The sequence below is a fragment of the Roseateles sp. AC306 genome (assembly GCF_979253795.1).
Genome location: NZ_CEEDEB010000002.1, coordinates 122,875 through 146,898 on the forward strand (window position 1 = coordinate 122,875; position 24,024 = coordinate 146,898).

Genomic DNA, 24,024 nt, shown 5'->3' on the forward strand with positions numbered 1-24,024 from the left:
GCGCGTCATCACAAAACCATGGAATTCTTTCACGACCCAATTCGACATCTTCGCTATCTGCGCCAGTCCCTAGCGCAAGATAATGAATCGATCGGATTCTTTCTATCTGCCGGATGTCCGCTGTCGGTACCGATGCCTGAAGGCAAATGGCCTCTAATTCCAGACGTTTTGAATCTAACAAAACATATAAACGAAGCATTAAAAGACGATTCAGATTATAAAACGCTTAGCAGCGAATTGGTAAAGGCCGGCAGAAACCACGAAAATATTGAAGACATCTTAAGTTTTTTGAGAAGTCTCGCTTTAGTTTCCAAGGGTGGGAATGTCCGAGGACTTTCGGAAGAATCCCTTATTTCACTCGAAAGAAAGATCTGCAGCGAGATCGTCAAAAAAATTGACGTTACGCTTCCCTCGTCTGAAACTCCGTATCACCGCCTCTGCAATTGGATTCGATCAATTGATAGAAAGTGCGCCGTAGAGATCTTCACGACGAACTACGATTTGCTGGCAGAACAGAGCTTAGAGGACAACGAAGTTCCATATTTTGATGGCTTTGTCGGCTCCAGAAGACCATTTTTCGACCTTCGAGCAGTGGAGGACAATCTAATACCACCGCACTGGACAAGACTTTGGAAGATTCACGGCTCCATAAATTGGCATCAGGAATCCGTCAACAATCAGCGCAGCGTATACCGCTCATCTGAGATTAAGGCGGATGCCTCACATCTTATATATCCCTCACATTTGAAATATGAGGAAAGTAGAAAGATGCCATATTTGGCATTGATCGACCAACTGAATCGCTTCATCAGACGAAAATCGGCGTTTTTGGTTCTGTGTGGATACTCGTTCAACGATGGTCACTTAAACGACACCATTGTTAACGCTCTCAAAGCAAACCCGACAGCAATGGTGCTAGGCCTGCAATTCGGAAATTACACGCGCGAATCGAATGGAGCAGAATGTTATCCAGAGGCCTATAGACTTGCGAAAAAGCAGCACAATCTGAATATCTGGACGTTCGACAAAGCCATTATTGGTACAAACGTCGGCGACTGGAGTCCATCGCGCACAAGCAGCGAAGATGCGGAAGAGGAGTTGCGTCAGTTTGTGGAACGGCGTCAAGACACCAGCGACCCACCAAAGGCTCAAACACTGTTAAAGCTTGGAGATTTCTCCATATTTTCCGATTTTCTTAAAAAGATAATCGGCAGTGCACCGCAGGCAAAAAATGGCTAACAGGGAAACGTATCTTGGTGACGTCCAAGACGTTAATGGCACGGCCGTCAGCATCGTGCTTTCGACAAGTTCGCTGACGGGATTCATATACATAGATGGACAAGGTTATCGAGCTGGGCAAATTGGCAGCTTTGTCCGAATACCCGTCGGATTTTCTGACTTGTATGGAATTGTCAGCCAAGTCGGCGCGAGCGCCGCACCAAAGCGGAGCGACGGCGAGGAAGTCGAGCATGGAAATCGATGGATGAAGGTTCAACTCATAGGCGAGGGGCTGCGTACTGGTGCGTTCTCTCGAGGACTGTCGCAATACCCAACGATCGGCGACGAAGTCCACCTAGTTTCCGAAAAAGAGTTGAAGAACATATATGGACAGCCAGACAAATCCTATTTTGTAAGAATTGGCCACATTTCTAATGCTGATTCAATACCGGCGCTCATTGATATCAACAAATTAATTACACGGCATTCTGCGGTTGTAGGTACGACCGGGTCTGGAAAGTCGACCACTGTCGCAAGCATAATTAATGCGCTGTCAGACAGCGACCGTTATCCGTCCGCCAGAATATTGATGCTAGATTTACACGGCGAGTATGGGCACGCGTTAAAAGATCGAGCGAACATTTATAAGATCAACGCCGATAGGTCGTCAAAAACAGGCGACAAGGAATTGCATATTCCATTTTGGGCTTTGAACTTTGACGAACTATGCGAGATAAGTTTTGGAGACTTCTCAAATGAGAAGGACCGAAATATTGTGATGGAGCGCATTCATAAATATAAAGATCGCTCGATTGCCGCACACGCAAGGCAGGGCGCATCCGCAGATACCCTAAGCGTCGACACTCCTATCCCTTTCAGCTTGCATGATCTTTGGCATGAGCTATTTACCGAAACCTTTGGAACCTATTACGCGAAGAAGGGTGGCAAGCCAGTCGAAAATCTTGCGTACGAACGCGACTCTCAAGGCGCAGAACTAAGGGGCAATGCATCCGCCGGTATTCCACCAATCTTCAGAAATGTCAAGAATGACAAGGAAGACGACGAGAAGATTCAGTACCTACCAGGCCAACTGAATTTAGGGAAACAGCTACTACTCCTTGGCGCAAGATTGCGGATACCCCGTTACAACTTCATTTTTAAGCCAGGAGGGTGGACCCCCTCGTCTGATGGCGCGGTGATGCGCGATCTAGATGGACTGCTCCAGGATTGGATTGGCGGGGATAAGCCGGTTTCTATTCTCGACCTATCTGGTGTACCTGCGGACATTTTACAGACCACTATTGGCGCAGTGCTACGACTACTTTACGAAGCGCTCTTCTGGGCAAGGAACCTTTCGCAAGGGGGAAGGCATCGCCCTCTTCTAATCGTCATGGAAGAAGCCCACATTTATCTAAATGACGAACAGGACGGCATGGCGTCAAAAGTCGTTCAACGAATCGTTAAAGAGGGTCGAAAGTATGGGATAGGCGCAATGATTGTGAGCCAACGCCCTTCTGAAATCAATCCGACCATTCTCTCGCAGTGTGGCACTTTCTTCGCACTCAGACTCACGAACTCGGCGGACAGAGGGCACATTACTGCCGCCCTATCTGACAATTTGGATGGCCTAACAAGCATGCTGCCAATTCTCAGAACGGGTGAGGCCATCATTCTTGGTGAGGCAGTAAAGCTACCTATGCGCACGATAGTTGAACCTCCACCAAAAAATGCAAGGCCGGATAGTCAAGATCCAATCGTGTTCGATGAAATCCCACCTGAAGATTCGCAGCATCCGGGCGGCTGGGGGATCGCCAGCGAACAGCAACCTAACTATGAGGAGATGAGTGAGACGTGGCGCTCTCAAAATCCACGGATTTCCAGAATTAAATAGCGGAGGATTTATGGATAGAAAACCAGTCTCATCGTCAAGCATTGAGTCTGTCGGCTATGACGAGGATAGCTCCACCCTTGAGATAGAATTTCAAAATGGCGGCGTTTATCAATATTTCGACGTCCCCCAACATGTGCATGAGGCACTAGTCGCAGCAGCATCGGTTGGGTCCTACCTCGCAAGCAATATTAAGGGCCACTACCGTTTCTCAAAGGCGTAGTACCCACAGAAATTGCTTGAAGGCCACCTTGCACGGTGGCTTTTCGCTTTTGGCGGGGAGGCCTATAGCAGGTCTTCGAGCGACGTCAGCACTTGATCTCGTTGCGCCTTTGAAAGCACCGGACGGGAGCCAAATCAATGCCTCATTCGCGCAAGCGGATGGGGCTTTTCTCTTGGTCTTACCGTCTGACGCTCACGAAAAATCGCGCGCCTCATCCGCTGGCGTCCACGCGATGACCTCGTCATCGCACAGCCGCTCCGGGTCGGCCATGCCGATCGCCTGAGCCACGCCGCGCGGGATGGTGTCGAACAGCGCCGTGCCTTCGATGTCCAGCTCATGGGCACGCGCACTCCAGCACGACAGATACAGCAGGCTGGACAGTGTCTGGTCGGCGCTTTCCTGCGGATCGCATTGATGGCGGATGGCCTCAACAATGTTTTCCGGGAACAACCATCGCGACGCAAAGGCGGCGCCGACTTCCGGGTAGGCATAGCCCAGATCCGCGATCTGGGCCTCGTGGCGGTTGTCATCGGTCGCAAAGTCCGGCTGCAGGCTCGCCCGCTCCGGCATGGCCATCTTGAGGACCAGATCGCCGGTGCCGTGCAGCAGCCCGGCGGTGAAGGCGACGCCCTTCTCAAGCCGGAATTCCGCGGCCAGGGACTGGGCGATCTTGGCGACGTTCAGGCTGTAGCGCCAGAACTCGGTCATGTCCACACCAGGCACACTCTTGAAGGCGCCACCCACGGCCGCCGCCTGCACAAGCTGGCGTGTGGCATGCAGCCCCAGCATGGCGGTGGCCGCCTCGACGGTCCCGATGCGCGAACCACCCGGGCTGTAGCGCGCGGAGTTCACCAGCCGCAGGATGCGCACCGTCAACCCGACCTCGCCGGAAAGAAGCTGGTTGATCCGGCGCAGATCAGGCTCCTCGTTCTGAAGCTCGACAAGGATCCGGTTGACCGCCTCCGGCAATGACGGGATCAAGGCATCGGTAGCAAGCAGTTCGTTGAGTTTCACGGGATACCTCGCGAAGGATGGCGCAATGCTAATGGCCTGCGCTTCGTCTTCGAAAGCGAATGCCACGCAGACATCGGCTGGCGCGGCGATTCGAGGCGGATCTCACACGAGATACGCTGTCGGGTTTTTCCGTCGCCACAGGAATCTTCGCGCTTGAACACTCTGGACCAACTCCGCGTCGGCGCCCTGCAAGGCACGCAGCGCCTGACCTTGCGCGCCGGCTTGCGCAGCCTGCCCGACGAGGTCTACGCGCTGGCCGACACGCTCGAAGAGCTGGACCTGTCCGGCAACCAGCTGGCCGACCTGCCGGCAGACTTGGCCAAGCTGCACCGACTCCGCGTCATCTTCTGCTCCAACAACCGCTTCACCCGTCTGCCGGAGGTGCTGGGCCTTTGCAACGCGCTGGAGATGGTGGGCTTCAAGGCCAACCAGATCGACGAGGTGCCTGCTGCAGCGCTGCCGCCGCAGCTGCGCTGGCTGATCCTGACCGACAACCGCATCCCCGCCCTGCCCGACGAACTGGGCCGCCGGCCCCGCCTGCAGAAGATGGCGCTGGCCGGCAACCAGCTGCGCGCTCTACCCGAGACCCTGGCGGCCTGTGCGCGGCTGGAGCTGTTGCGAATTTCGGCCAACCACCTCGAAGCCCTGCCGGACTGGCTGCTGGCGCTGCCGAGGCTGACCTGGCTGGCCCACGGCGGCAATCCGTTCAGCGCGGCGCACGAGGCGGATGCGCTCGAACACGCGCCCATGCCCCGGATGCCCTGGGGCCAGCTCGACGTGCAGGCGCTGCTGGGCGAAGGTGCGTCCGGCCACATCTACCGGGCCGCACTCGCCGGCGGCGAGGCGGTCGCGTTGAAGGTCTTCAAGGGCGAGGTGACCAGCGACGGCCTGCCGCTCACGGAGCTGGCGGCCAGCCTGCAAGCGGGCGAGCACCCGCAGCTGATCCCGGCCATCGGTCGCCTGAGCGAGCACCCGGCCGGCGCCAGCGGCCTGCTGATGCCGCTGATCGGCCCCGAGTACCGCACGCTGGCCGGGCCGCCGAGCCTCGCATCGTGCACGCGCGACGTCTACGACCCCGCGTTGCGGCTCGCGCCACGGGCCGCATTGACGCTGGCCGCCGGCATCGCCAGCGCGCTGGCGCATCTGCATGCACGCGGGCTCTCGCACGGCGACCTGTACGCACACAACATCCTGCACGATGGCCATGGGCAGGCACGACTGGGCGACTTCGGTGCCGCGTCCTTCCTGGGCAGCGTGCCGGCGCATCAGGCGGCGCGGCTGCGGGCGCTGGACGTGCGTGCCTTGGGTTGCCTGATGGAAGAGCTGGTGGCCTGCTGCGGCGAACTTACGCCGACGCTGACGTCGATGGCTCACCTGTCGCGAACCTGCCTGCAGGTCGATATCGACCAACGGCCGAGCGCTCGAGAACTGGCGCTGGCATTGCAGGGGCTGGCGTAGCCCAGGCCACCACGTTTGAACTCGTCGCCAGCGCGTGGATTGCCTAGAGTCCTGTGCCAGCCAACCGGCAGGGTCGCAGAAGGAGACAGGCATGGGCAGACTTCGGATTTCATCCTCGATGGCTTTGCTGCTCTGCGGCTGCCTGCAGTTGGCAGGCACCGCGGCGGTGGCCGCGACATGCGACGGATCGAGCGACCCCTGCACCGTCGACCTGGGCCGCGCAACCGCGAGTTTTTCCGCTGGTGCGGGCTCCTACTTCGCCGAGGCAACGTTGGTCAACGGCTCCGACGCCTCGTTCAGCGCCGGGCCGCAGTCACTGCCGACACTGCAGATCAACCACACCGCCGGCGGCGACGGTTTCAGCATCCAGCCGCAGATCTACACCTACGTCGGCGGCAGCGGTGTTCAAGGCCTGCACGAAGTGGCCGCGACGCTGCAGTTCACCGGCCTGTCCTTTGCGGCTGACGCGGGCTACCAGATCAGCGGGGTGCAGGCCATCGTCAAGGGCAGCTTCTCGCTGGTCGGTAACGGTTACGGCGGGCTGAGCGTGCCTACTGCCGTTCAATGGAGCGACACGAACTTCAGCGCGGCCTGGGCGCTCGACCCAACAGTGGCGGACTTCACCATCGGCTTCAACGTCGCGGCCAGCTATGTCCAGGGGGACGACGGCACAGCCCTAAGCTATGGCGCTGGCAGCGCGAGCTTTGACAGCATCGAGTTCATCGTCAGTGTGACGCCTGTGCCGGAGCCGGCACAGGCTGCGCTGCTTGCCGCAGGCTTGGTCGCGCTGCCCTGGCTGGCGAAGCGGCGTCAGCGCGCCTAGAGCGCCGCGCTCAAGCTCAGCAAGGCCGTACTGCGCCGCGTCGCACCGGCCCACATGACCGGCCCGCCGTGGCTGGCCGAGACAAGCACGCATTGCAGCTCCAGGCTCTCGCCGAGCTGCCAGGACGCCCCAGCGCGCAGGTCGATGCGCGTCGGCCCGTTCGGGTTGTAGGGCTGGTTGACCCAACGCGATGCGCCCTGGCTGCGCAGCACGCCCACATGGCCCACTGCCGCCAGCGGGGCCGTGGCCGGCCAGCGCAGGTTGGCCTCGCCGTAGAGCGTGCGCTGGCCGCTGCCGTAGTAGTCCAGCGCATGGTGCAGGCGCAGACTCCAGCCCTCGCCCAGCATCCCCGCATAGGCCTCGGCATAGTCGTAGCGCGACAGGCTCTCGTAGCGGTGCAGCACCAGGCCCGCCTCGGCATCCAGGCCGGGCCTCAGCTCGAACACGCGCCCGCCATAGGCACGCAGCCAGCCGCCGCGCCGGTCGGCATCGAAGCGCACCCGCGCCAGCGACAGGCCGGCGTACCAGCCCGCCCCGCCGTCCCAGCTCAGGCCGAACTGGGCGCCGGGCCGGTTGTCGGTGTAGGAGACGCCGCGCTCGCGTGCATCGGTCTGCACGGACAGGGTGGCGCCGACGTCGGCACACACCACGCCGGTCAGCAGAGGAAGAAGCAGGAGCAGCGACGTGGTGCGGAGCATCAATCCGCAGTTTGCCCCAGCGGCTTGCAGGCCGTCGCCCGTGTGCCAACAAAGCGAGCCAGCGTGGCGCAGCTGTCGATGCGGCCTTGCGCGGCCGTGACCAGGGCCGAAGCCGGCACGGCCCGCGCGTCCAGCTCGCGCAGCAGCGCCAGCAGGCCCGTGGCATGCGCGGCGGCAAAAGACGAGCCCGTTACCACGGTCCAGCCGCCGCCCACTGCTGCGCTCGGCACGTCCCGCCCCGGCGCGAACACGGCGCCGGTTGGCAGCGGCGGCCCGTTGCCGACGACCAGCACGCCGGGGTGGTTGGCCGGGAACTGGTTCTGAGGCCCGCCCTTGCCCGGCAGCGCGGCGACGATGGTGGCGCCGCGTGCCTGGGCCTGGTCCAGCAGCAGGCCCAGCAGCCGGTCGTCCGGCCCGCCCAGGCTCATGTTGATGATGTGGGCGCCCTGCTGGATGGCGGCGTAGAGCGCCTTGGCCAGGCCCAGGCCTGTGCACAGCGTCTGCGCGTTGTTGGCCTGCCAGCAGGCGCGCAGGGCCAGCAGCCGCGCCTGCGGGGCGATGCCGGCGATGCCCGCGCCGTTGTCGGCCCGCGCCGCGATGATGCCGGCCACGGCGGTGCCATGGTGCTCTGCAGGCGAGGGCCTGTCGTCGACGAAGTTCTGGTTGAACGCGACCTGTCCGGCCAGGTCGGGGTGGCCGGCCTCGATGCCGCTGTCCACCACGGCCACGCGCACGCCGCGCCCGGTGGCGAGCTGGTGCAGCTCGGCCAGTTGCCATTGCTTCGCCGCGGGTTGCGCGGCGTAGAGCGGCTCTTGTGCGCTGCCCGGCACCTGAGCTTCAGCTTGATACAGGCCGACCGGCTGGGCCCAGGCCACGCGGCGGTCCTCAGCGACAGCTCGAGCAGCGTCGGCGGACGAACGTCGGTCGCCGTCGGGAAGCCGCATGACGAAGCAGTCCACGCCGGCCAGCGGCATGGGCCACTCGCTGCGCATCTCCAGCCCATGGTGCTGGGCCAGGTCCTGCGCCACGGCTTGGCGCGACTGCCGGCCCACACCGGCGCCATAGTTGCCGGCGTAGCTGCCGTCAGGCCGGTAGTGCGCCTTGGGCAGCTGCAGCATGACAAGCACCTGGCGTTGCGCTTCCTCCGCCTGGGCGGCTGCGGGCCGGCCGGCGATGCAGCAGGCCAGCAGCACCAGCAGGTGCAGCCAGAAGCGCTTTCGGGTCATCGCGCCGGCCCCGGTTGCAGCGGCTCGGCCAGCGTGACGATGCGCGCCGTGCGCAGCGCCGCCAGGCCGCGGGCGTCGACGCGCAGCAGCCAGGCGCCGGTCTCCGTAGGCCCGGCGACGACGCTGGCGCCTTGTGCCTGCAGCAGCTCGCGCAGCGCCTGCTCGCTGGTGCCGGGCTTGAACATGACGAGGGCGTCCGCCGCCACCGGTGCGCCGGCCGCGGCCGACAAGCCCTCGTAACTCGGCACGTCCTGCCGTGCCTCCAGCCACAGGCCCAGCAGCAGCGCACAGGCGGCGCCCTGCGCACCCAGCGCCCAGGGCATCCAGCGCCGCGCCGGTTGGGCGGCAGGGGGCTGCATGCGGGCGTGCAGCCTGGCCAGGCCGGCCTCGGCATCGCCCCCCTCGGGCGCCACACCGGCCACGTTCAGCAGTGTCTGCATGGGCCGTTCGGCGGACAGCTCGTTGCGGCACAGCTGGCAGTGCAGCAGATGGCCTTGCACCTGCGCGGTCTCGTCGTCGCCGAGCTGGCCGCGCGCATACCAGGGCAGCAGGGCCTGCACGGCCACATGCTCATCGTGTTCCATGGGGATCACCGTACTCATGACAACTCTCCAGGCTGCCCGGCGAGGTCATCGAGCAGCAGGCGCAGCCGACGCCGCGCGTAAAACATCCGTGTCTTCACGGTCTCGGGTGGGCAACCCACCACCTCGGCGATCTCGCCGTAGGCCATGTCGTGGAAATAGCACAGCTCCACCACGGCCCGGTGCTCCGGCGACAGCTCGGCCATGGCCTCGCGCAGCCGCCCGCGCATCTGGAGCAGGCCGAGTTGCTGCTCCGGCCCGGGGCCGTTGTCGGCCGCCTCGGGCTGCTCGCTCTCGTCCATCGGCAGGTCCTGCCGGCTCAGCGCCTTCAAGCCCTTGCGGTAGGCGATGCCGAAGATCCAGGTCGACAGCTTGCTGCGCCCGTCGAAGGTGTCGGCGCGCTGCCAGACGACCAGCATGGTGTCGTTCAGCGCCTCCTCGATGGCCTCGGGCTGGCGCATCAAATGCGTCAGGAAGCGCCACAGCCGCGGCTGGTAGACGCGGTAGAGCGCGTCGAAGTCGGCCCGCCGGCCCAGCTTGACGCCGGCCAGCAGGGCCAGCTCGAGCGTTTCGGAGGCCACCCCGCGCGCCGGCAGCGGGGCCGCCTCGCGTTTCTTTCGGATGCTGGGCCAGATGGACATGCGCGTGTGTACCCCAACAACACTCCAAGGTTCAAACAGCATCCTGGCCAGCGCGGTATCGTTGCGGCCCATGAGCGACGCAGGCGCCCTCTCCCTCCCCGACCAGCCTGAGTCGTCCGAAGCCTGGCCAGCCGCCTCGCCCGACGCCGAACCACAGCTGCTGTCCAGCGGCCCGCGCGAATGGCGGGTCAGCGGCGACTGGACGCTGCTCGCGCTGCGTGGCCGCTACGACGAATTCCGCCAGCGCATCGCCAGCGCGGTGTCCGGCGCCGGCGACGCCCTCTGGGACCTGCGCGGCCTGGGGCGCCTGGACACGGCCGGTGCGCTGACACTTTGGCAGGGCTGGGGCCGCAAGCCGCCGTCGCGTCTGCTGTGGCTGCCGGAGCATGTGACGCTGTTCGCGCAGTTCATGCAGCCCAGCGCCCTCCCCAAGCGACCACGCCGCCTCGGCCCCGGGCTGGAGCGGGCCAGCCTCGGCCTGCTGGCCTTCGCCCGCCACGGCATTGACATCATTGCGCTGACCGGCCGCCTGCTGCTGGATCTGTTTGCCGTGCTGCGCCACCCCTCGCTGATCGGCTGGCGCGAGATCTCGGCCAATGTCTACCGCACCGGCGCGCAGGCGCTGCCGATCACGGCGCTGGTCGGCTTTCTCGTCGGCCTGACGCTGTCCTACCTGATCTCGCGCCAGCTCAAGACCTATGGCGCCGACATCTTCGTCATCAACATCCTCGGCCTGGCCGTGCTGCGCGAGCTGGGGCCGCTGCTGGCGGCCATCATCGTGGCGGGCCGCTCCGGTTCGGCGATGACGGCGCAGATCGGCGTCATGCGCGTCACGCAGGAACTCGACGCACTGTCCGTCATGGGCATCTCGCACACGGTGCGCCTGGTGCTGCCCAAGGTGGTTGCGCTGGCCATCTCGCTGCCGCTGGTGGCGCTGTGGACGAGCGCGCTGATGCTGCTGGGCGGCATGGCCGCAGCGAGCGCCGCGCTCAAGCTGGACCCGATGCAGTTCCTGCACCTGCTGCCCAGCGTCGTCGAGCCGGTCAACCTGTGGCTGGGCTGGATCAAGTCCATCCTGTTCGGCGGGCTCATCGCGCTGCTGGCCTGCCATTTCGGGCTGCGCGTGAAGCCCAACACCGAGAGCCTGGGCCAGAGCGTCACGCAGTCGGTCGTCACGTCGATCACGCTGGTCATCGTCGTCGACGCCATCTTCGCGATCCTGTTCTCCAACGTCGGGGTGTAGCCGTGGAAGCCATCATCGAAGTCGACAACGTGACCACCGCTTTCGGCGGCCACGTCATCCACCGCAACCTCAACCTCACCGTGCACCGGGGCGAGGTGATGGCGCTGATCGGCGGCTCGGGCTCGGGCAAGACGACCCTGCTGCGCCTGCTGCTGGGGCTGGAGGTGCCGCAGGCCGGCAGCGTGAAGATCTTCGGCCACCCGCTGGGCCGCTGCGCCGTGCGTGACCTGGAGCGCGTGCGATACCGCTGGGGCGTGCTGTTCCAGGCCGGCGCGCTGTTCTCGGCGCTGAGCGTGTTCGACAACATCGCCCTGCCGCTGCGCGAGCTCAAGAGCGTGCCGCCCGACCTCGTCAAGCCGCTCGTCATGCTCAAGCTGGCCCAGGTCGGCTTGAAACCCGACGATGCGCTCAAGCGGCCGTCGGAGCTGTCGGGCGGCATGGTCAAGCGCGTGTCGCTGGCGCGGGCGCTGATCCTGGACCCGCAGCTGCTGTTCCTGGACGAACCCACCGCCGGGCTGGACCCGGACAGCGCCAAGCAGTTCGTCCGGCTGCTGCGCAAGCTGCGCCAGGAGCTGGGGCTGACGGTGGTGATGGTCACCCACGACGTCGACACGCTGTTCGCCGTGGTCGACCGCGTGGCCGTGCTGGCGGAGCAGCGGATCATTGCCTGCGGCCCGCTGGCAGAGGTGGCGCGGCTGCCGCATCAGTTCGTGCGCAACTTCTTCCTCGGCCATGTGGAGCGCTGTGCCGAAGATGACCTGCGGCGATTCCGGCTGAGCCTGGACGACACCAGCGACGAAGGCGGCATTCCGGCCGTGCTGAGAGAAGAGCAAACCGTCTGACACCACTGACATGGAAAACAAAGCCCACGCCCTCGCCGCAGGCCTCTTCTTGCTGCTGCTCGGCCTCATGCTGGCCGCAAGCGTTGCCTGGTTCCAGGGCGACCGCACGGAGCGCGTGCGCTACACCGTCGTCGCGCGCAGCGGTGTGCCGGGGCTGAATCTGAAGGCGCCCGTCAAACTGCGCGGCGTGGAGGTCGGCTGGGTGGACAGCATCGGCTTCGACCCCGAAGACCCGCGCCAGATCCTCGTCGGCATCACGGTCGATGCCGCCGCGCCGGTGTCCGCCAGCACGCATGCCCAGCTTGGCCTGCAGGGCGTCACCGGTCTGTCCTTCGTCAGCCTGGAAGAGGCCGACACCAAGGCAGCACTGAAGCGCGCCGCACCCGGCGCCCGCCTCGCGCTCAAACCGACACTGCTAGACCGCCTGGCCGAGAGCGGCCCGCTGCTGCTGGCCGGCTTTGCCGAGACGGCCGATCGGCTCAATGCGCTGCTCAGCGAGACCAACCGCACCCAGCTCAACCGCAGCCTCGTGCAGCTGGAGCAGGCCGCTGGTGACACCAGCCGGCTGATGGCCGCGCTGCAGCCCGGCGCCCGCGAGCTGCCCGGCTTCCTGAAGGACGCCGACGCCACGGCCCAGCGTGCCAGCGCGGCCTTGCGCGAGATCGAGGCGCTGGCCGCCGACAGCCGCCAGCTCACGCAGGAACTCAAGACCCGCGTCGCCGTGCTGGACCGCCTTGACGGCGCGGCTGCCCAGTTGCAGACGACGACGCGCCAGGTGGAACTCGCCCTGGTGGGCGACACACCACAGCGCAGCCGCCCGCTGGTGGCCGACCTGTCCGCCGCCAGCCGCAGCATCGAGCGCGCTGCCCATGACCTGGGCGACCAGCCGCAAAGCCTGCTCTTTGGCCGTGGCGCCCGCCCACCCGGGCCGGGTGAAGCCGGCTTTGCCGAGCGCCTGACGGGTGCCAACAAATGAGATCTGCCATCACCCTGCTTGCTGCGCTCACCTTGAATGCCTGCTCGCTCGGGCCCACCGCACCGGTGCGCGCCGTCTACGACCTCGGCCCCGCGCCGGCCGCCACCACCTCCGGCGGCACCTTCGCGTGGCGGGTCGCCGACGTCACCGCCGCGCCGTCGCTGGCTGGCGAGGGCATCGCCTACCGGCTGAGCTTCCAGCAGGCGCAGCGCCTGGAGCACTACCGCGACAGCCTCTGGGCCGCACCGCCGGCCGCGCTGCTGACGCAACGCCTGCGCGAACAGCTCGCCGCCACGCCCGGCTGCGCCGGCAAGCCCGCCAGCCTGCTGGCCATCCACCTCGACGAGTTTGAGCAGCAGTTAAGCAGCGCCACCAGCAGTCAGGCCGTGCTGCGCGTTCACGCCACGCTCTGGCCCGCCGGCAGCGGCGCGGCGCTGCAACAACATTGGCGCATCGAGCGCCCCGCCTCGGCTGACGCGCCTGGCGCCGTGCGCGCATTGGCGCAGACGGTGGACGACTGGCTGCCGCTGCTCGGCGCGTGGCTGGCCGCCTCCTGCCGGTGAACGCAACCCGCGTCGCGCTGGCATTGGTGCTGCTGCCCGGCGTGGTCTGGGCGGTCGCCACCGCGGCGCTTTGGCTGAAGCAGGAGAGCCTGCTCTTCTACCCCCAGCCGCTGCCGGCCGACACGCAGCTTGCGACCGAGCCGGACGTGCACGAGCGCTTCGTCGACGTGCCTGGCGCGCGCCTGTCGGTGCTGGAATTGCGCCTGCCCGAGCCGCGCGGCGTGGTGTTCTTCCTGCACGGCAACGCCGGCAACCTGCAGAGCTGGTTCAGCGACACCGACTTCTACCGCCGCGCCGGCTTCGACCTGGTCATGCCCGACTACCGCGGCTACGGCAAGAGCACGGGCCGCATCGAGAGCGAGGCGCAGCTGCATACCGACGTGGCCGCCGTCTGGCGGGACGTGGCTGCGCGTTACGCGGGCAAACGCGTCGTCATCTATGGCCGCTCGCTGGGCACAGGTCTGGCCGCGGAGCTGGCGGCGGTGGTGCAGCCTGACCTGACGGTGCTGGTATCGCCCTACGCCAGCCTCGCCGGCCTGGCGCGCGAGCACTTTCCCTGGCTGCCGCCGCAGGTGCTGCGCTACCCGCTGCGCACCGACCGCGCCGTAGCGCGCATCCGCGGCCCGCTGCTGCTGGCGCATGGCGACCGTGACGATGTCATCCCCTTCAGCGAAAGCAGCAAGCTGAAGGCGATCGTGCCGCAGGCGCAGTTGCTGCGCATTGACGGCGGCGGGCACAACAACCTGCAGGATCTGCCCGCCTACCGGCAGGCCATGACCGAGGCGCTCACGGCGCTGCGTTGACTCAAGCCTCTCGGCGGCGCCTGCTCATCCAGCCGAGCAGCAACATGCCGGCAGAAGCCATCACCCATGTCGACGGCTCTGGCACGGCGGCGGTCATGAACTGGCCGGAGGCCGAGCTGGTGGTCACCCCCTCTGGCAGCGTCCAGCTGAAGTGCAGCGTGTTGCCGAAGTCGGCGCTGGCGTTGGGGCTGCCGGCGTAGGGCAGCGCCACGGCCGATGTGTAGAGCTCGGCAAAGACGAAGTAGGTGGTATCGCCGAGCGGCACGAACAGCTCGTCACCCAGCACGGTGGTGCCCGATGTCAGCGTGATGGCCGGGGCATAGACGTCCAGCCGGTCGAAAAAATCGGCATGGGCATAGCCGATGTAGAAACGCGCGGAAGCGTACGAGTTGCCCGGCGTCAGCGTGCCGTCGATGCTGACACTGAGCTCGACGAGGCCGAGGTTCTTGCCGTTGCGGAAGGTCACGGTGTCCCAGTAGCGCGCCACCGAGTTGGTGCCCGTCTTGGCGTGGCAGCCCGGGCACGGCGTGGCACTGGACGCCGCGTGCAGCGTGCCGTCGCCCAGCGAGGCCATGCCCCAGCCGTAGGAGTACTTGCTGTGGGTGGCCGGTGTGTTGGCCATGGCGTCGAAGCTGCCCTCGCCGCCCTTCCAGCCGCCGCCGTGGACACCGGCATAGGCGCCGTAGTTGGGTTTCGCGGCCTGGGCGGGTGCAGCGGTCAGCAAGGCGGCTGCAGCGAGGGCCAGCGCGAGGGTGAGTGAGGTCTTGTTCATTTGCGTTCTACAGGTTGAAAGGATGAGGGAAGGCTTACAGCAGCGCCCGCGCGCGGGCGGCGATCTGTTCGGGTTGCGGCACGGCGGCCTGCTCCAGCGGCCAGCTGGCCAGTGCCGGGGCGTCTGGACCGGTCAGGCGCTGAGGCGCGGCCTTCAGGTCGGAAAAGGCCTGTCCGGCGACCACAGCGCACAGCTCGGCCGCCAGGCCGCACAAGCCGCTGGCCTCGGTCACGCAGAGCAGCCGGCCGGTCCTGCGCACCGAGGCCAGCACGGTGACCGTGTCCAGGGGCTTGAGGCTGCGCAGGTCGATGACCTCGGCTTCCACGCCCTCGGCCTGCAGCGTCTGGGCAGCGGTGAGGCAATGGCCCACGGTCTTGCCATAGCCCACCAGCGTCAGCGCGTCGCCGTGGCGGCGCACGGCGGCGCGGCCGGGCAGCAGCAGCTCGTCGCCCGCCACATCGCCGGGCACATGGGCCAGGCCGATGTCGCTGAACAGCAGGCTGGGCCGTGGCTGCCCTAACGCGCCGGTCAGCAGGCCGGCGGTGTCTGCCGGCGTGCTGGGCATCAGCAGCTGCAGGCCGGGCACATGGGCGAACAGCGCCTCCAGGTTGTGGTTGTGCTGGCCGCCGATGGACCAGCCGGCGCCGGTCTGGGCCAGCACCACCATCGGGAACTCGAACTGGCCGCCACTCAAGGCTCCGAGCTTGCCGGCGCTGTTGACGAGCGCGTCCATGGCCAGCATCAGGAAGGGCGAGAACAGCAGGTCCACCACCGGCCTCAGCCCCATGGCCGCCGCGCCCACGGCACAGCCGACGATGCTGGCCTCGGCGAGTGGTGTGTTGCGCACGCGCTCGGCGCCAAAGGCGGACAGCAGTTCAGGGTTCTTCGTGGCCACACCCTCGCCGAGAAAGATCACGCGTTCGTCGGCCGCCATCGCGCGGTGCAGCGCCGCGATCAGGGCTTGCTGGGAAGTCATTTGCATGTCGTTCTCCTTCAGGCGACTTGCGGCCAGGGCGCCGTGAGTGCGACGGCATAGGCCTGCTCGATCCGGCCGCGCACCTCCGCCTCGCGGCGAGCCTGGTCGTCGACACTCAGACCTAGCCGCTCGGCCTGGCGCTTGATCGGGTCGCGCGCCAGCCACTGGGCGTGCTCGGTGGCGCAGACGTACGCCTGGTCGTCGGGCTCGAAATGGCCGCGCTGGCGATAGGTCATCAGCTCCAGCAGGCGCGGGCGGCCGTCGTCGCGCATGGCGGCCACGGCCTGCGTGGCGGCGGCGTGCACCGCCTCGACGTCATTGCCATCCACGACCTCGACAGCCAGGCCATGGCCCTGCACCCAGTCGGAGACGAACTCGCCGGGCATGGTCTCGCGGCGGTGCACATAGGCCTGCCACTGGTTGTTCTCGCAGACGAACAGGAGGGGCAGACGCCACGTGGCGGCCAGGTTGACCGCTTCGTGGAAGATGCCCTGGCAGGCCGCGCCATCGCCGAAGAACACGGCCGTGATGCCCTTGGGCTGGGCGCCCAGCTTCTGCGCCAGCGCCACGCCCGGCGCCAGCGACAGCCCGCCGCCGACGATGGTCGACGTGAGCACCACCCCAAGCGATTTCGCCGAGATGTGCAGCGAGCCCGAGTGCCCGCCGCAATAGCCGGTGGTGCGGCCCAGCACCTCGGCGAACAGGCGCTCGGGGTCGGCGCCGCGCGCCAGCAGATGGCCGGCGCTGCGGTGGTTGGTGAGCAGCTTGTCCTGCGGGGCCAGCGCGCCGACGACGCCGACGGCGCAGGCCTCCTGGCCAACCGACGTGCAGGTGCCCGGGTTGGTGGGGGAGGCGGCGTCTATGAGCCGCTGCTCGTAGGCGCGGATCAGCAGCATGGCGTCCAGGCGGGCCAGCGTGGGGTCGATGGCGGTCATCGCGCTCTCCTTCAACCGGCCAGACTCATGACCGAGCCCTGCGGCCGAGCCAGGCCGGGGTGACGTTCGACGGTGCAGAACACGTCGCCGGGCATGGGCTGGCGCGCGCTGTCGGGCGCGATGGGAGGACGCTCGGTGCGCGACGGCACGGCGGCGGCGGGTGGCGTGGATGGCTTCATGGCGGTGTCCTTCAATTCAGCAAGGCGGCAAGGCGGTTGAGGTCCAGCGCGGCGACGGCGTCGCGCATCGGCTGGGCATAGGCGGGGTTGTTGGGATGGGTGCTGGCGCAGACGGTCAGCAGCTGGATGCGCGTGCGGTTGCGGGCGTCCCAGAGGAAATTCGGGTCCAGCTTGACGAGGCGCTTGAGCGGCCGGCCGGCGTCGCCCGGGCCGGGCAGGCGGTGGTGCCCGGTGCCCAGGCGATAGGGCTCGCCGAGCTGGCTGGCATCCATGCCGGCGCGAGTGCGGCGCAGGTCGCCCAGCTCGTCGACCAGCATCTGCCGGCTGCGCGCCAGTTGCGCGTGGTAGCCGGCCTCTGCGGCCTTGCGCTGGCGCGCGACCGTCAGCATCAGGTCGGCCGCCTGGGCGTTCTGCGCCCGGATTTGCTCGGCCTTGCGTTCGGCTGCGGGCAGATCGAAGGGCTGCAACGCACGCTCGTTGCTGCGGTCCCAATCAAAGATCTTGCGTTGCTGCTCGCGGTCGAAGTAGGCCAGCATCTCGCCCACCGTCACGGGCACCCAGGGCAGGCGCCGCTCGGGACCGATGACGGCGCATTCGCCGAACACCGGCCAGCCCTGCATGGCCTCGCCGCGTTCGCCTTCCAGGTAGGCGCTGAGCTGCTCGTCATGCGCCCAGCGGTTCAGGGTCGCCAGGGGCGCGTTGATGAAGACGCTGAAGCCGGCGCGCGGGCCGATGCGCTGAGCGGCCTCGGCGTGGATGTCGCAGTCCTTGCCCATCCAGGTCTTGGGCCCGAAGCCCTGGGCGTGGATGACGGCCTCCCGCGGGCGGCGCGCCGGCTCGTCGGAGTCCAGCACGGCGCGGGTGATGCGCAGCCGCACATCAGGCAGCGCCAGCAATCCGGCGTTGGGCCTGGCCTGCGCCTCGAACACGTCCATGGCGGCATGCAGCGGTTTGAACGAGGCGTGGCGGACCGGCAGGCCGTCGTTGCTGATCGGCTCGGCGGCGTCGGCGGCCCAGCAGTGGGCCTGGGCGGCACCGGCCCCGAGCATCAGCGTGATGAGCAAGGTGTGCTTCATGACGCTTCTCACTGCGGCGCCAGGGACCAGCGCAAACGGGCACTGCCGGACACCCCGTCGAACTCGCGATGGCTGTCGGGCACGACGAGATTGGTGTTCACGCGCCGACCGAGTTCGGCGGGCAGCAACCGCTCCTCGCCGAACTCGCGACGGCCGGCCAGCGCATAGCCGGCGATGCGGAAGGACAGGCCACTGATCTTGGCCTCCATCTCGTGCGTGACGCCCTGAAACGTGCGCAGGTGGCGCGCCGGCACGGGCACGTAGCCGGTGAAGTCGAGCTTGCAGGTGGCAAGGTCCACAAACGCGCGCAGCAGCGGCGGATGCGCAGGGTCGAACAGCGGCGCGCCCTGGGCTGTCACCTGGATGGTGTCTGGCGCGTAGGCGCTGCTGTAGAACTGCTCCACGCCGATGCTGCCGGTCTCGGCGCTGCCGGCGAACCACACCTGGCCGATGGGCGACAGCGGGTCGCGCTGCAGCTTGCCGGCGACGCGGGCGCGGTGGGCGTAGCGCGCGCTGCCCTGGTCATCGGCGCCGGCCCAGTGGTAGTCCTGCTCCAGCGCGACGTTGAGCGTGTTGACGCCCTTGAGCCAGTCGCAGCCCGCCTGCGGGTCGATGACGGTCAGGTTGGCGACGAGCTGCACCGCACCGTCGATGTTGTCGAACGGGTCCTGGTAGTTCACGGATACGGCCACCGGGTTCTGCGCCGGCAGCGCGGCGGGCGCGCGGTAGGTGCGCTTGATCGCGCCGATGGTGTCGACACCGGTCAGGGTGCCGACGGTGGCATTGCCGGCCGCCACGCCGTTCACGGCCCAGCCGCCCGTTGACAGCACGGCGCCGCCATCGGTCTCGCAGGTGAAGTGCCGGTCATGGCCGGGTAGCGCCGTGTCGTCGCCGCGGCCGCAGACCATCACTGTCAGCTCCTGCGTCTGCCGCAGGCCGACATCGGCCGCGCCGGGGCGCAGCTGCACCCCGGCCACCAGCGACCAGTCGCTGAAATGCGTGGTGGTGGTGCGCACCACGCCGTCGCTGTCGCTGCCCGCCTTGGCGCTGCGCCAGATGCCGTCGGCGCCTTGCGTGGCGATGCGGAGGTGTTTTGCGCCATTGCGCTCGGCGGCTGTCGGCAGCCATTCGAGCGTGATGGGCCGCTTGGACACCAAGCCCTCGGGCTGGATGCGCCAGGCGCCGCCGCGTGCGCCGGGCGCGGTGTTCGTGATGGGCTGAAGCGTGACGAGCTGCTCGGCCTCAAAAGCACCGGCCGGCACGACGACGGCCAAGCCATAGTCGGGCGCGTCCAGGCGGCCGCCGGCGGCACCGATGCGGGCGCTGGCGACGACAGCGCCGAGCGGCGTGCCGACGGCGGTGACGGCCGGTGATGGTGCGGGGGCCGGAGCGGGCGTCGGAGCCGGGGCCGGAACGGGTGTCGGAGCCGGTGCAGGCGCCGGAGCAGGGGTCGGCGTCGACGTCGGCGAGGATGTCGGCCCGGCATCGCTGCCCCCGCCGCCGCAGGCCTGCAGCAGGACGGCGGCGAGCAAGGCGCTCAGCAAGGGGGTGGGGCAAGGCTTCATGGCAGTTCTCTCGGTTCGCAGATGTCGGGCAAGGCTCCGCCGCGCCGCTGCCCGGGGGGCTTCGGCCAGGCGGTGTCTTGGGGGTTGATGTGTCTTGTGCCGGGGTCTGTCCGGCATGGGCTCTACTTTGGTCGGCCCGGCCCAAGCGCGCTGCTAGATGTCGGCTAAGGGTTTGTTAAGTCTTTGCTAACCGGGCCGGGCGCGGCGGCCTGCCTATCATTCGGGGCCGTCAACAACGCTTCGTTCCGTGCCTCGACTCCCACCCGACTGGGCCGCCCATCTCGAGAGCGGCGTCTCGCACCGCCTGGGCGGCAGCCACGCCGACGGCCAGCCCGAGATCTGCCGTGCGCTGGCAGCGCAGGCAGTGGCCGATGGCCGCGTCGAGGTGCTGCTGGCGGCCAACATCGGCGACCGCCTTCTGGCCGCCATCCGGGACAGTGGCCGCATCGCCTACGTGGCCGCGCAACCGGGCAGCCACCGCACGCTGCACGTCAAAGGCCTGGACGCCGAGGTCTTCACGCCCACGCCCGCCCATGCGCATCTGTTCGAGCGCTGCCGCGAGCGCTTTATGGCCAACGTCGAGCCCTTCGGCTTCACGCGCGAAGCCATCATGGCGATCTGGTACGACCTGGATGTGCCGCGCCTGGCCGGCATCCGTTTCACGCCCTGCGGTGCCTGGGACCAGACACCCGGCCCCGGCGCCGGCACGCCCGTGGAGCTGCTGAGCTGATGGCCCGCCTGCCCGACGCCTGGGTGGCGCACCTTCAGCAGGGGGTCACGTTGCGCGTGGGTTCGAGCACGCCTGAAGGGCAGCCCGAGCTGCATTTCGCCCACGGCATCTGGGCGCTGCCGGACGGCCGGGTCGAGCTGCTCGTGCGCAGCGTGCCGGGCAGCGAACTGCTGGCCGCCATCCGCGCCACGGGTCGCGTGGCCGTCTCCGCCGGACTGCCCAGCAACTACCGCGTGCTGCACGTGAAGGGCATCGACGCCGAAGTGCTGCCGGCCTACCCCGAGCAGGCGCCGAAGTTCGCGCATTGCTTCGAGGCGTGGATCCAGCAGATCGAGCGCTTCGGCGCCGACCGCCGCCAGATCATGGCGGTGATGGGCGAACTCACGCTGGCCGATTTCAGCTGCGTGCGCTTCACGCCCCTGGCGGCCTGGGACCAGACGCCCGGCCCGGGCGCCGGACAAGCCGTGGACCTACTGCCATGAACGACACCACCACTCCCCAGGCCGAACGCCGTGCACTCAGGCTGCGTGACGTGCGCCGCCTGCTCGAAGGCGTCATTCCGCCGGCCATGTGCACCGTGGCGCCCGACGGCATGCCGCATGTCAACTACTTGTCGCACGTCGAGTACATCGACGATGAGCACGTCGCGCTGACCTACCAGTTCCTCAACCGCAGCCGCGCCAACATCCTGGCCACCGGGCGTGTGGCCCTCAGCGTGGAGGACCCCTTCACCGGCGTGTCCGTGCTGCTGCAGCTGCGCTATGAGCGCACCGACACCGAGGGCCCGGTGTTCGAGCGGCTGCGCGCCAAGCTCGCCGGCATCGCCGCGCAGACCGGCATGGAGAAGGTCTTCCATCTGCGCGGCGCCGACGTGTATCGCGTCGAGTCCCTGCGCAAGCTGGACCCGGTGCACCCGCTGCCCGCACTGGCGCCGCGCTGCGACCTCGCCACTGGCGTGCGCCGCATGAGCGAGCAGCTCGCCGAAGCCGCCGACCTGCGCGGCCTGCTGCAGGCCTTCATCGACGGCCTGCAGCGCGACCTGCGCATCAGCCATGCCATCGTCTGGCTGCTGGACGAGCAGCGCCAGGGCCTCTACACGCTGGCCAGCATTGGCTACGAGCAGACGGGAACCGGCGCCGAGCTGCCGGTGGCCGAGGCGGGCCTCGCCGGCGTGGCGCTGCGTGAGAACGTGCCCATCCGCATCGGCCACATGAGCCAGATGTACAGCTACGGCATGTCCTGGCGCGCCAAGGCCGAGCAACTCGGCCTGCAGGCCGCCATGGCCGACACCATCCCCCTGCCCGGCCTGGCCAGCCCGCGCAGCCAGCTCGCCGTGCCGCTGCGCGCGCGTGGCCGCACGGTGGGCGCGCTGCTGGTGGAGAGCGAGAGCGACCAGTTCTTCAGCTACGACGACGAGGACGCGCTGACCGCCGTGGGCGCCCAGCTCGCGCAGGGCCTGGCGTCCCTGCGCACGACGGAACTGGTGGAAGAGCCCGCCACGGCGCCCCCGGCCGCCGTGCAGGCCGCCGCAGGCACGCCGCTGCGCGTGCGCCACTACCCGCGCGACCACAGCGTCTTCGTCAACGACGAGTACCTCATCAAGGGCGTGGCCGGCGCCATCGTCGCCAAGCTGGTGCGCGACCAGATCGACAGCGGCCGCGAGGCCTTCAGCACCCGCGAGCTGCGCCTGGCCGGCGGCGACCTGCGCCTGCCCGAGGTGCAGGACAACCTGGGCGTGCGCCTGCTGCTGCTGGAGCGCCGCCTGGCCGAGAAGGACTTCGGCCTGCGCATCGAGCGCGCCGGCCGCGGCCAGTACCGCCTCATGGCGCGCGGGCCGCTGAGCCTCACGACCGAGGGATGATTCACCTCCGTTGAGTTGCGCAGCCAGGGCGCGATGCGCTACCTTCGTGACAGAGCGCATGACGCGCCACGGGGTGAGACATGGACCTGCGCACTGCGGAGTCTCCCGAATCAGCCAACCGCCGCCGGCTGGTGGCTGCCGCGCTGGCGGCCCTGGCGGCCCCACGGGCGATGGCGCTGGAGACCTTCATCGTCACCGCCGTCAACAAGACCGGCAGCAGTGCGGTGGCGGCCCGGCTGCTGGCCGAGATCTACCGCCGCGCCGGCCTGGGCCTGCAGATCGAGGTGCTGCCGCCGCCCCGCGCCAGCCTGATGACCCTGAGCGACAAGGCCGATGGCGAACTCGTGCGCATTGCCAGCTACGGCCAGATCTACCCACAGCTGCTGCGCGTGGACCCGTCCTACTACCGCGTCAGCGTGCGGGCCTATTCCATGCCCGCGCGTGCGGCCAGCGTGCAGTCGCGCGACGACCTGCGGCACTACTCGGTGGGTTCCATCCGCGGCATGGTGTATGCGCAGGAGCTGACCGAGAACCACCCCGCGCTGACGCTGACGCAGAGCCCGCCGCAGCTGATTCGCATGCTGACGGCCGGCCGGATCGACGTGGCCATCTGCACGACCTTGTCGGCCCAGTCGGCCATGGCCACCCTGGGCATCAAGGAGCTGGACGTGTCACCCGACCTGGCGCGCTTTGACCTGCACCACTACCTCCATGTGCGCCACAAGGACGTGGCGCCGCGCATTGCCGACGTGATCCGCCGCATGCGCGACAGCGGCGACCTGGAGCAGCTGACGACCGCCTACGAGGCTCAGACGTCCAGCGTGTAGACCGTCGCGCTCGCGCGCTCGGCCGGCGTGTGCCCGCCCAGCGCGCGGTCCCACTCGGGGCCGCTGGCGCCGGTGCTGGCAACCGCCGTCTTGATCAACTCGACCACCTCCTCGCTGCCGGCGTCGAACTCGCCGACCTGGCTGTGGTCGGCCAGGAACAGGCGGGCGACGCCGCCGTCGTTCGAGCCGATCACGACGAGGAAACGCGAGACCTGACGGTGCGTCTGCTGGGCGTGCCGGGGTGGTACTTCATGGCCAAAACCGTCATTCATGGGACCTCCTCATGTTTTCTCGAGTGGCATCGGCTCGGTGGCCGACCAGTCCGGCTCGGCAGCCGGGACGGACGGAAATTGCAGACGCTGCTGCACGTCGACCTTGCGGGCAACCAGGCGTGCGCATTGGCGCAGGCAGGCGAGCGCGCTGGCCTGGAGATCGGGCTGGGCGGAGCTGCTGAAGCAGCAGACCGTGCCGTAGACGCGGCCGTCTTCCAGCACGACCGGCGTGCTCAGGTGGGCGCCGACGGCGATGCCGGGATCGAACAGTTCGCCACGCGCAATCAGCACCTGCGCGTCGGGCACCAGCTCGGGCATGCGGCCCTGCACGACGCGCTGGCAATAGCTTTCCTCCAGCGGGCCGGAGTCACCGGCGTTCAGGCCCAGCGGCCCGCCGCCTTCGATGAAGCGGAACACGCGCTCGCCGTCGACGAACTCGGAGACGAAGACCACGTCCATGCGCAGCTGCTTGCGCAGCATCAGCAGCACCTCCGTGATACGCCGGTCCAGCGCGGTGTCGTAGCTGTCGGCGGTGGCGACGAGCAGTTCCGAGATCTTGACTTCCAGCGACTGTCGGTCGAGCGGGTCCAGGAAGGACATGCAGAACTCTCCTCAGATGGGCTGCCGCAATCAT

The 24,024-nt window shown here is 67.2% G+C and carries 27 protein-coding genes; 14 read left to right on the plus strand and 13 right to left on the minus strand.

The features are described 5' to 3' along the window. The first annotated feature begins 18 nt into the window (after positions 1-18). Genes AC0IZJ_RS05335 through AC0IZJ_RS05345 form a run of 3 tightly spaced genes read left to right on the plus strand, consistent with a single transcriptional unit; the run spans position 19 to position 3,329 of the window. Positions 19-1,239 (plus strand): SIR2 family protein, encoded by a 1,221-nt coding sequence (locus AC0IZJ_RS05335; protein WP_471847412.1) that lies wholly within the window; start codon positions 19-21, stop codon positions 1,237-1,239. Continuing rightward, on the plus strand, positions 1,232-3,109 hold the full coding sequence (locus AC0IZJ_RS05340) for an ATP-binding protein (protein WP_471847414.1): 1,878 nt from the start codon (positions 1,232-1,234) through the stop codon (positions 3,107-3,109). Before AC0IZJ_RS05335 ends, AC0IZJ_RS05340 begins: the two co-directional genes overlap by 8 nt. Before the next feature lie 10 nt (positions 3,110-3,119). Continuing rightward, a complete protein-coding gene (locus tag AC0IZJ_RS05345) occupies positions 3,120-3,329 on the plus strand; it encodes a KTSC domain-containing protein (protein ID WP_471847416.1) in 210 nt (69 codons plus the stop codon). 192 nt (positions 3,330-3,521) lie between these two features. Here the strand turns inward: AC0IZJ_RS05345 and AC0IZJ_RS05350 are convergent, their stop codons facing one another. Further along, complete coding sequence (locus AC0IZJ_RS05350) at positions 3,522-4,343, minus strand: HDOD domain-containing protein (protein WP_471847418.1); 822 nt, start codon at positions 4,341-4,343, stop codon at positions 3,522-3,524. A 153-nt stretch (positions 4,344-4,496) separates the two neighbouring features. Between AC0IZJ_RS05350 and AC0IZJ_RS05355 the strand changes: the two genes are divergently transcribed. After that, positions 4,497-5,801, plus strand: coding sequence for a leucine-rich repeat-containing protein kinase family protein (locus AC0IZJ_RS05355; RefSeq protein ID WP_471847420.1), 1,305 nt, complete (start codon positions 4,497-4,499; stop codon positions 5,799-5,801). 118 nt (positions 5,802-5,919) lie between these two features. Next, the gene (locus AC0IZJ_RS05360) at positions 5,920-6,624 is read left to right on the plus strand and encodes a hypothetical protein (protein WP_471847422.1); all 705 of its coding nucleotides are present in this window, start codon (positions 5,920-5,922) and stop codon (positions 6,622-6,624) included. Here AC0IZJ_RS05360 and AC0IZJ_RS05365 read toward each other — a convergent pair. Genes AC0IZJ_RS05365 through AC0IZJ_RS05380 form a run of 4 tightly spaced genes read right to left on the minus strand, consistent with a single transcriptional unit; the run spans position 6,621 to position 9,770 of the window. Then, positions 6,621-7,322 (minus strand): TorF family putative porin, encoded by a 702-nt coding sequence (locus AC0IZJ_RS05365; protein WP_471847424.1) that lies wholly within the window; start codon positions 7,320-7,322, stop codon positions 6,621-6,623. The two genes, AC0IZJ_RS05360 and AC0IZJ_RS05365, sit on opposite strands and share 4 nt — an antisense overlap. After that, positions 7,322-8,548, minus strand: coding sequence for a S8 family peptidase (locus AC0IZJ_RS05370; RefSeq protein WP_471847426.1), 1,227 nt, complete (start codon positions 8,546-8,548; stop codon positions 7,322-7,324). Before AC0IZJ_RS05370 ends, AC0IZJ_RS05365 begins: the two co-directional genes overlap by 1 nt. Beyond that, positions 8,545-9,150, minus strand: coding sequence for a zf-HC2 domain-containing protein (locus AC0IZJ_RS05375; RefSeq protein WP_471847428.1), 606 nt, complete (start codon positions 9,148-9,150; stop codon positions 8,545-8,547). Before AC0IZJ_RS05375 ends, AC0IZJ_RS05370 begins: the two co-directional genes overlap by 4 nt. Beyond that, positions 9,147-9,770 carry an RNA polymerase sigma factor gene (locus tag AC0IZJ_RS05380; protein ID WP_471847430.1) on the minus strand — a complete coding sequence of 208 codons (624 nt, stop codon included), beginning with the start codon at positions 9,768-9,770 and terminating at the stop codon, positions 9,147-9,149. Before AC0IZJ_RS05380 ends, AC0IZJ_RS05375 begins: the two co-directional genes overlap by 4 nt. Before the next feature lie 70 nt (positions 9,771-9,840). Between AC0IZJ_RS05380 and AC0IZJ_RS05385 the strand changes: the two genes are divergently transcribed. From AC0IZJ_RS05385 to AC0IZJ_RS05405, 5 genes are read left to right on the plus strand one after another with little or no spacing between them, the layout of a single operon-like run. Beyond that, positions 9,841-11,013 carry an ABC transporter permease gene (locus AC0IZJ_RS05385; RefSeq protein ID WP_471847432.1) on the plus strand — a complete coding sequence of 391 codons (1,173 nt, stop codon included), beginning with the start codon at positions 9,841-9,843 and terminating at the stop codon, positions 11,011-11,013. A gap of 2 nt (positions 11,014-11,015) precedes the next feature. Further along, the gene (locus AC0IZJ_RS05390; protein WP_471847434.1) at positions 11,016-11,855 is read left to right on the plus strand and encodes an ABC transporter ATP-binding protein; all 840 of its coding nucleotides are present in this window, start codon (positions 11,016-11,018) and stop codon (positions 11,853-11,855) included. A gap of 10 nt (positions 11,856-11,865) precedes the next feature. Continuing rightward, positions 11,866-12,831: an MlaD family protein gene (locus AC0IZJ_RS05395; protein ID WP_471847436.1), complete on the plus strand. Its 966-nt coding sequence runs from the start codon at positions 11,866-11,868 to the stop codon at positions 12,829-12,831. Beyond that, positions 12,828-13,394, plus strand: coding sequence for an ABC-type transport auxiliary lipoprotein family protein (locus tag AC0IZJ_RS05400; protein WP_471847438.1), 567 nt, complete (start codon positions 12,828-12,830; stop codon positions 13,392-13,394). Before AC0IZJ_RS05395 ends, AC0IZJ_RS05400 begins: the two co-directional genes overlap by 4 nt. Next, a complete protein-coding gene (locus tag AC0IZJ_RS05405; RefSeq protein WP_471847440.1) occupies positions 13,391-14,197 on the plus strand; it encodes an alpha/beta hydrolase in 807 nt (268 codons plus the stop codon). Before AC0IZJ_RS05400 ends, AC0IZJ_RS05405 begins: the two co-directional genes overlap by 4 nt. 1 nt (position 14,198) lies before the next feature. Here the strand turns inward: AC0IZJ_RS05405 and AC0IZJ_RS05410 are convergent, their stop codons facing one another. From AC0IZJ_RS05410 to AC0IZJ_RS05435, 6 genes are read right to left on the minus strand one after another with little or no spacing between them, the layout of a single operon-like run. Continuing rightward, positions 14,199-14,969 (minus strand): PEP-CTERM sorting domain-containing protein, encoded by a 771-nt coding sequence (locus AC0IZJ_RS05410; protein ID WP_471847442.1) that lies wholly within the window; start codon positions 14,967-14,969, stop codon positions 14,199-14,201. 34 nt (positions 14,970-15,003) lie between these two features. Then, positions 15,004-15,951, minus strand: a complete 948-nt coding sequence (locus AC0IZJ_RS05415; RefSeq protein WP_471847444.1) for an alpha-ketoacid dehydrogenase subunit beta — start codon at positions 15,949-15,951, stop codon at positions 15,004-15,006. An 11-nt stretch (positions 15,952-15,962) separates the two neighbouring features. After that, positions 15,963-16,880, minus strand: coding sequence for a thiamine pyrophosphate-dependent dehydrogenase E1 component subunit alpha (locus AC0IZJ_RS05420; RefSeq protein WP_471847446.1), 918 nt, complete (start codon positions 16,878-16,880; stop codon positions 15,963-15,965). Positions 16,881-16,891: 11 nt separating this feature from the next. Further along, on the minus strand, positions 16,892-17,059 hold the full coding sequence (locus tag AC0IZJ_RS05425) for a hypothetical protein (RefSeq protein ID WP_471847448.1): 168 nt from the start codon (positions 17,057-17,059) through the stop codon (positions 16,892-16,894). Positions 17,060-17,070: 11 nt separating this feature from the next. Next, entirely contained in the window at positions 17,071-18,135 is a 1,065-nt protein-coding gene (locus tag AC0IZJ_RS05430) for a hypothetical protein (protein ID WP_471847450.1), read from the minus strand. Positions 18,136-18,143: 8 nt separating this feature from the next. Then, complete coding sequence (locus AC0IZJ_RS05435) at positions 18,144-19,700, minus strand: hypothetical protein (RefSeq protein WP_471847452.1); 1,557 nt, start codon at positions 19,698-19,700, stop codon at positions 18,144-18,146. A 247-nt stretch (positions 19,701-19,947) separates the two neighbouring features. Here AC0IZJ_RS05435 and AC0IZJ_RS05440 point away from each other — a divergent pair, with 247 nt between their 5' ends. The 4 genes from AC0IZJ_RS05440 to AC0IZJ_RS05455 all read left to right on the plus strand — a co-directional run bounded on the left by AC0IZJ_RS05440 (position 19,948) and on the right by AC0IZJ_RS05455 (position 23,118). Next, on the plus strand, positions 19,948-20,430 hold the full coding sequence (locus tag AC0IZJ_RS05440) for a hypothetical protein (RefSeq protein ID WP_471847454.1): 483 nt from the start codon (positions 19,948-19,950) through the stop codon (positions 20,428-20,430). Next, positions 20,430-20,912: a hypothetical protein gene (locus AC0IZJ_RS05445; RefSeq protein WP_471847456.1), complete on the plus strand. Its 483-nt coding sequence runs from the start codon at positions 20,430-20,432 to the stop codon at positions 20,910-20,912. Before AC0IZJ_RS05440 ends, AC0IZJ_RS05445 begins: the two co-directional genes overlap by 1 nt. Then, positions 20,909-22,291, plus strand: a complete 1,383-nt coding sequence (locus AC0IZJ_RS05450; RefSeq protein ID WP_471847458.1) for a GAF domain-containing protein — start codon at positions 20,909-20,911, stop codon at positions 22,289-22,291. Before AC0IZJ_RS05445 ends, AC0IZJ_RS05450 begins: the two co-directional genes overlap by 4 nt. Positions 22,292-22,371: 80 nt before the next feature. After that, a complete protein-coding gene (locus AC0IZJ_RS05455) occupies positions 22,372-23,118 on the plus strand; it encodes a substrate-binding periplasmic protein (protein ID WP_471847460.1) in 747 nt (248 codons plus the stop codon). Here AC0IZJ_RS05455 and AC0IZJ_RS05460 read toward each other — a convergent pair. Both AC0IZJ_RS05460 and AC0IZJ_RS05465 read right to left on the minus strand, forming a co-directional pair. Further along, on the minus strand, positions 23,100-23,390 hold the full coding sequence (locus tag AC0IZJ_RS05460) for a hypothetical protein (protein ID WP_471847462.1): 291 nt from the start codon (positions 23,388-23,390) through the stop codon (positions 23,100-23,102). The two genes, AC0IZJ_RS05455 and AC0IZJ_RS05460, sit on opposite strands and share 19 nt — an antisense overlap. A gap of 9 nt (positions 23,391-23,399) precedes the next feature. Beyond that, entirely contained in the window at positions 23,400-23,990 is a 591-nt protein-coding gene (locus AC0IZJ_RS05465) for a GAF domain-containing protein (protein ID WP_471847464.1), read from the minus strand. Positions 23,991-24,024 lie beyond the last annotated feature (34 nt).

Excerpts from the sequence above, each read along its gene's own strand:
- AC0IZJ_RS05445 (WP_471847456.1), top strand. The coding sequence starts at position 20,430 with ATGGCCCGCCTGCCCGACGCCTGGGTGGCGCACCTTCAGCAGGGGGTC.
- AC0IZJ_RS05345 (WP_471847416.1), top strand. The coding sequence starts at position 3,120 with ATGGATAGAAAACCAGTCTCATCGTCAAGCATTGAGTCTGTCGGCTAT.
- AC0IZJ_RS05375 (WP_471847428.1), bottom strand. The coding sequence starts at position 9,150 with ATGAGTACGGTGATCCCCATGGAACACGATGAGCATGTGGCCGTGCAG.
- AC0IZJ_RS05430 (WP_471847450.1), bottom strand. The coding sequence starts at position 18,135 with ATGAAGCACACCTTGCTCATCACGCTGATGCTCGGGGCCGGTGCCGCC.
- AC0IZJ_RS05420 (WP_471847446.1), bottom strand. The coding sequence starts at position 16,880 with ATGACCGCCATCGACCCCACGCTGGCCCGCCTGGACGCCATGCTGCTG.
- AC0IZJ_RS05380 (WP_471847430.1), bottom strand. The coding sequence starts at position 9,770 with ATGTCCATCTGGCCCAGCATCCGAAAGAAACGCGAGGCGGCCCCGCTG.
- AC0IZJ_RS05335 (WP_471847412.1), top strand. The coding sequence starts at position 19 with ATGGAATTCTTTCACGACCCAATTCGACATCTTCGCTATCTGCGCCAG.
- AC0IZJ_RS05385 (WP_471847432.1), top strand. The coding sequence starts at position 9,841 with ATGAGCGACGCAGGCGCCCTCTCCCTCCCCGACCAGCCTGAGTCGTCC.
- AC0IZJ_RS05395 (WP_471847436.1), top strand. The coding sequence starts at position 11,866 with ATGGAAAACAAAGCCCACGCCCTCGCCGCAGGCCTCTTCTTGCTGCTG.
- AC0IZJ_RS05425 (WP_471847448.1), bottom strand. The coding sequence starts at position 17,059 with ATGAAGCCATCCACGCCACCCGCCGCCGCCGTGCCGTCGCGCACCGAG.
- AC0IZJ_RS05400 (WP_471847438.1), top strand. The coding sequence starts at position 12,828 with ATGAGATCTGCCATCACCCTGCTTGCTGCGCTCACCTTGAATGCCTGC.
- AC0IZJ_RS05460 (WP_471847462.1), bottom strand. The coding sequence starts at position 23,390 with ATGAATGACGGTTTTGGCCATGAAGTACCACCCCGGCACGCCCAGCAG.
- AC0IZJ_RS05465 (WP_471847464.1), bottom strand. The coding sequence starts at position 23,990 with ATGTCCTTCCTGGACCCGCTCGACCGACAGTCGCTGGAAGTCAAGATC.
- AC0IZJ_RS05450 (WP_471847458.1), top strand. The coding sequence starts at position 20,909 with ATGAACGACACCACCACTCCCCAGGCCGAACGCCGTGCACTCAGGCTG.
- AC0IZJ_RS05435 (WP_471847452.1), bottom strand. The coding sequence starts at position 19,700 with ATGAAGCCTTGCCCCACCCCCTTGCTGAGCGCCTTGCTCGCCGCCGTC.
- AC0IZJ_RS05370 (WP_471847426.1), bottom strand. The coding sequence starts at position 8,548 with ATGACCCGAAAGCGCTTCTGGCTGCACCTGCTGGTGCTGCTGGCCTGC.
- AC0IZJ_RS05415 (WP_471847444.1), bottom strand. The coding sequence starts at position 15,951 with ATGCAAATGACTTCCCAGCAAGCCCTGATCGCGGCGCTGCACCGCGCG.
- AC0IZJ_RS05360 (WP_471847422.1), top strand. The coding sequence starts at position 5,920 with ATGGCTTTGCTGCTCTGCGGCTGCCTGCAGTTGGCAGGCACCGCGGCG.
- AC0IZJ_RS05365 (WP_471847424.1), bottom strand. The coding sequence starts at position 7,322 with ATGCTCCGCACCACGTCGCTGCTCCTGCTTCTTCCTCTGCTGACCGGC.
- AC0IZJ_RS05455 (WP_471847460.1), top strand. The coding sequence starts at position 22,372 with ATGGACCTGCGCACTGCGGAGTCTCCCGAATCAGCCAACCGCCGCCGG.
- AC0IZJ_RS05340 (WP_471847414.1), top strand. The coding sequence starts at position 1,232 with ATGGCTAACAGGGAAACGTATCTTGGTGACGTCCAAGACGTTAATGGC.
- AC0IZJ_RS05410 (WP_471847442.1), bottom strand. The coding sequence starts at position 14,969 with ATGAACAAGACCTCACTCACCCTCGCGCTGGCCCTCGCTGCAGCCGCC.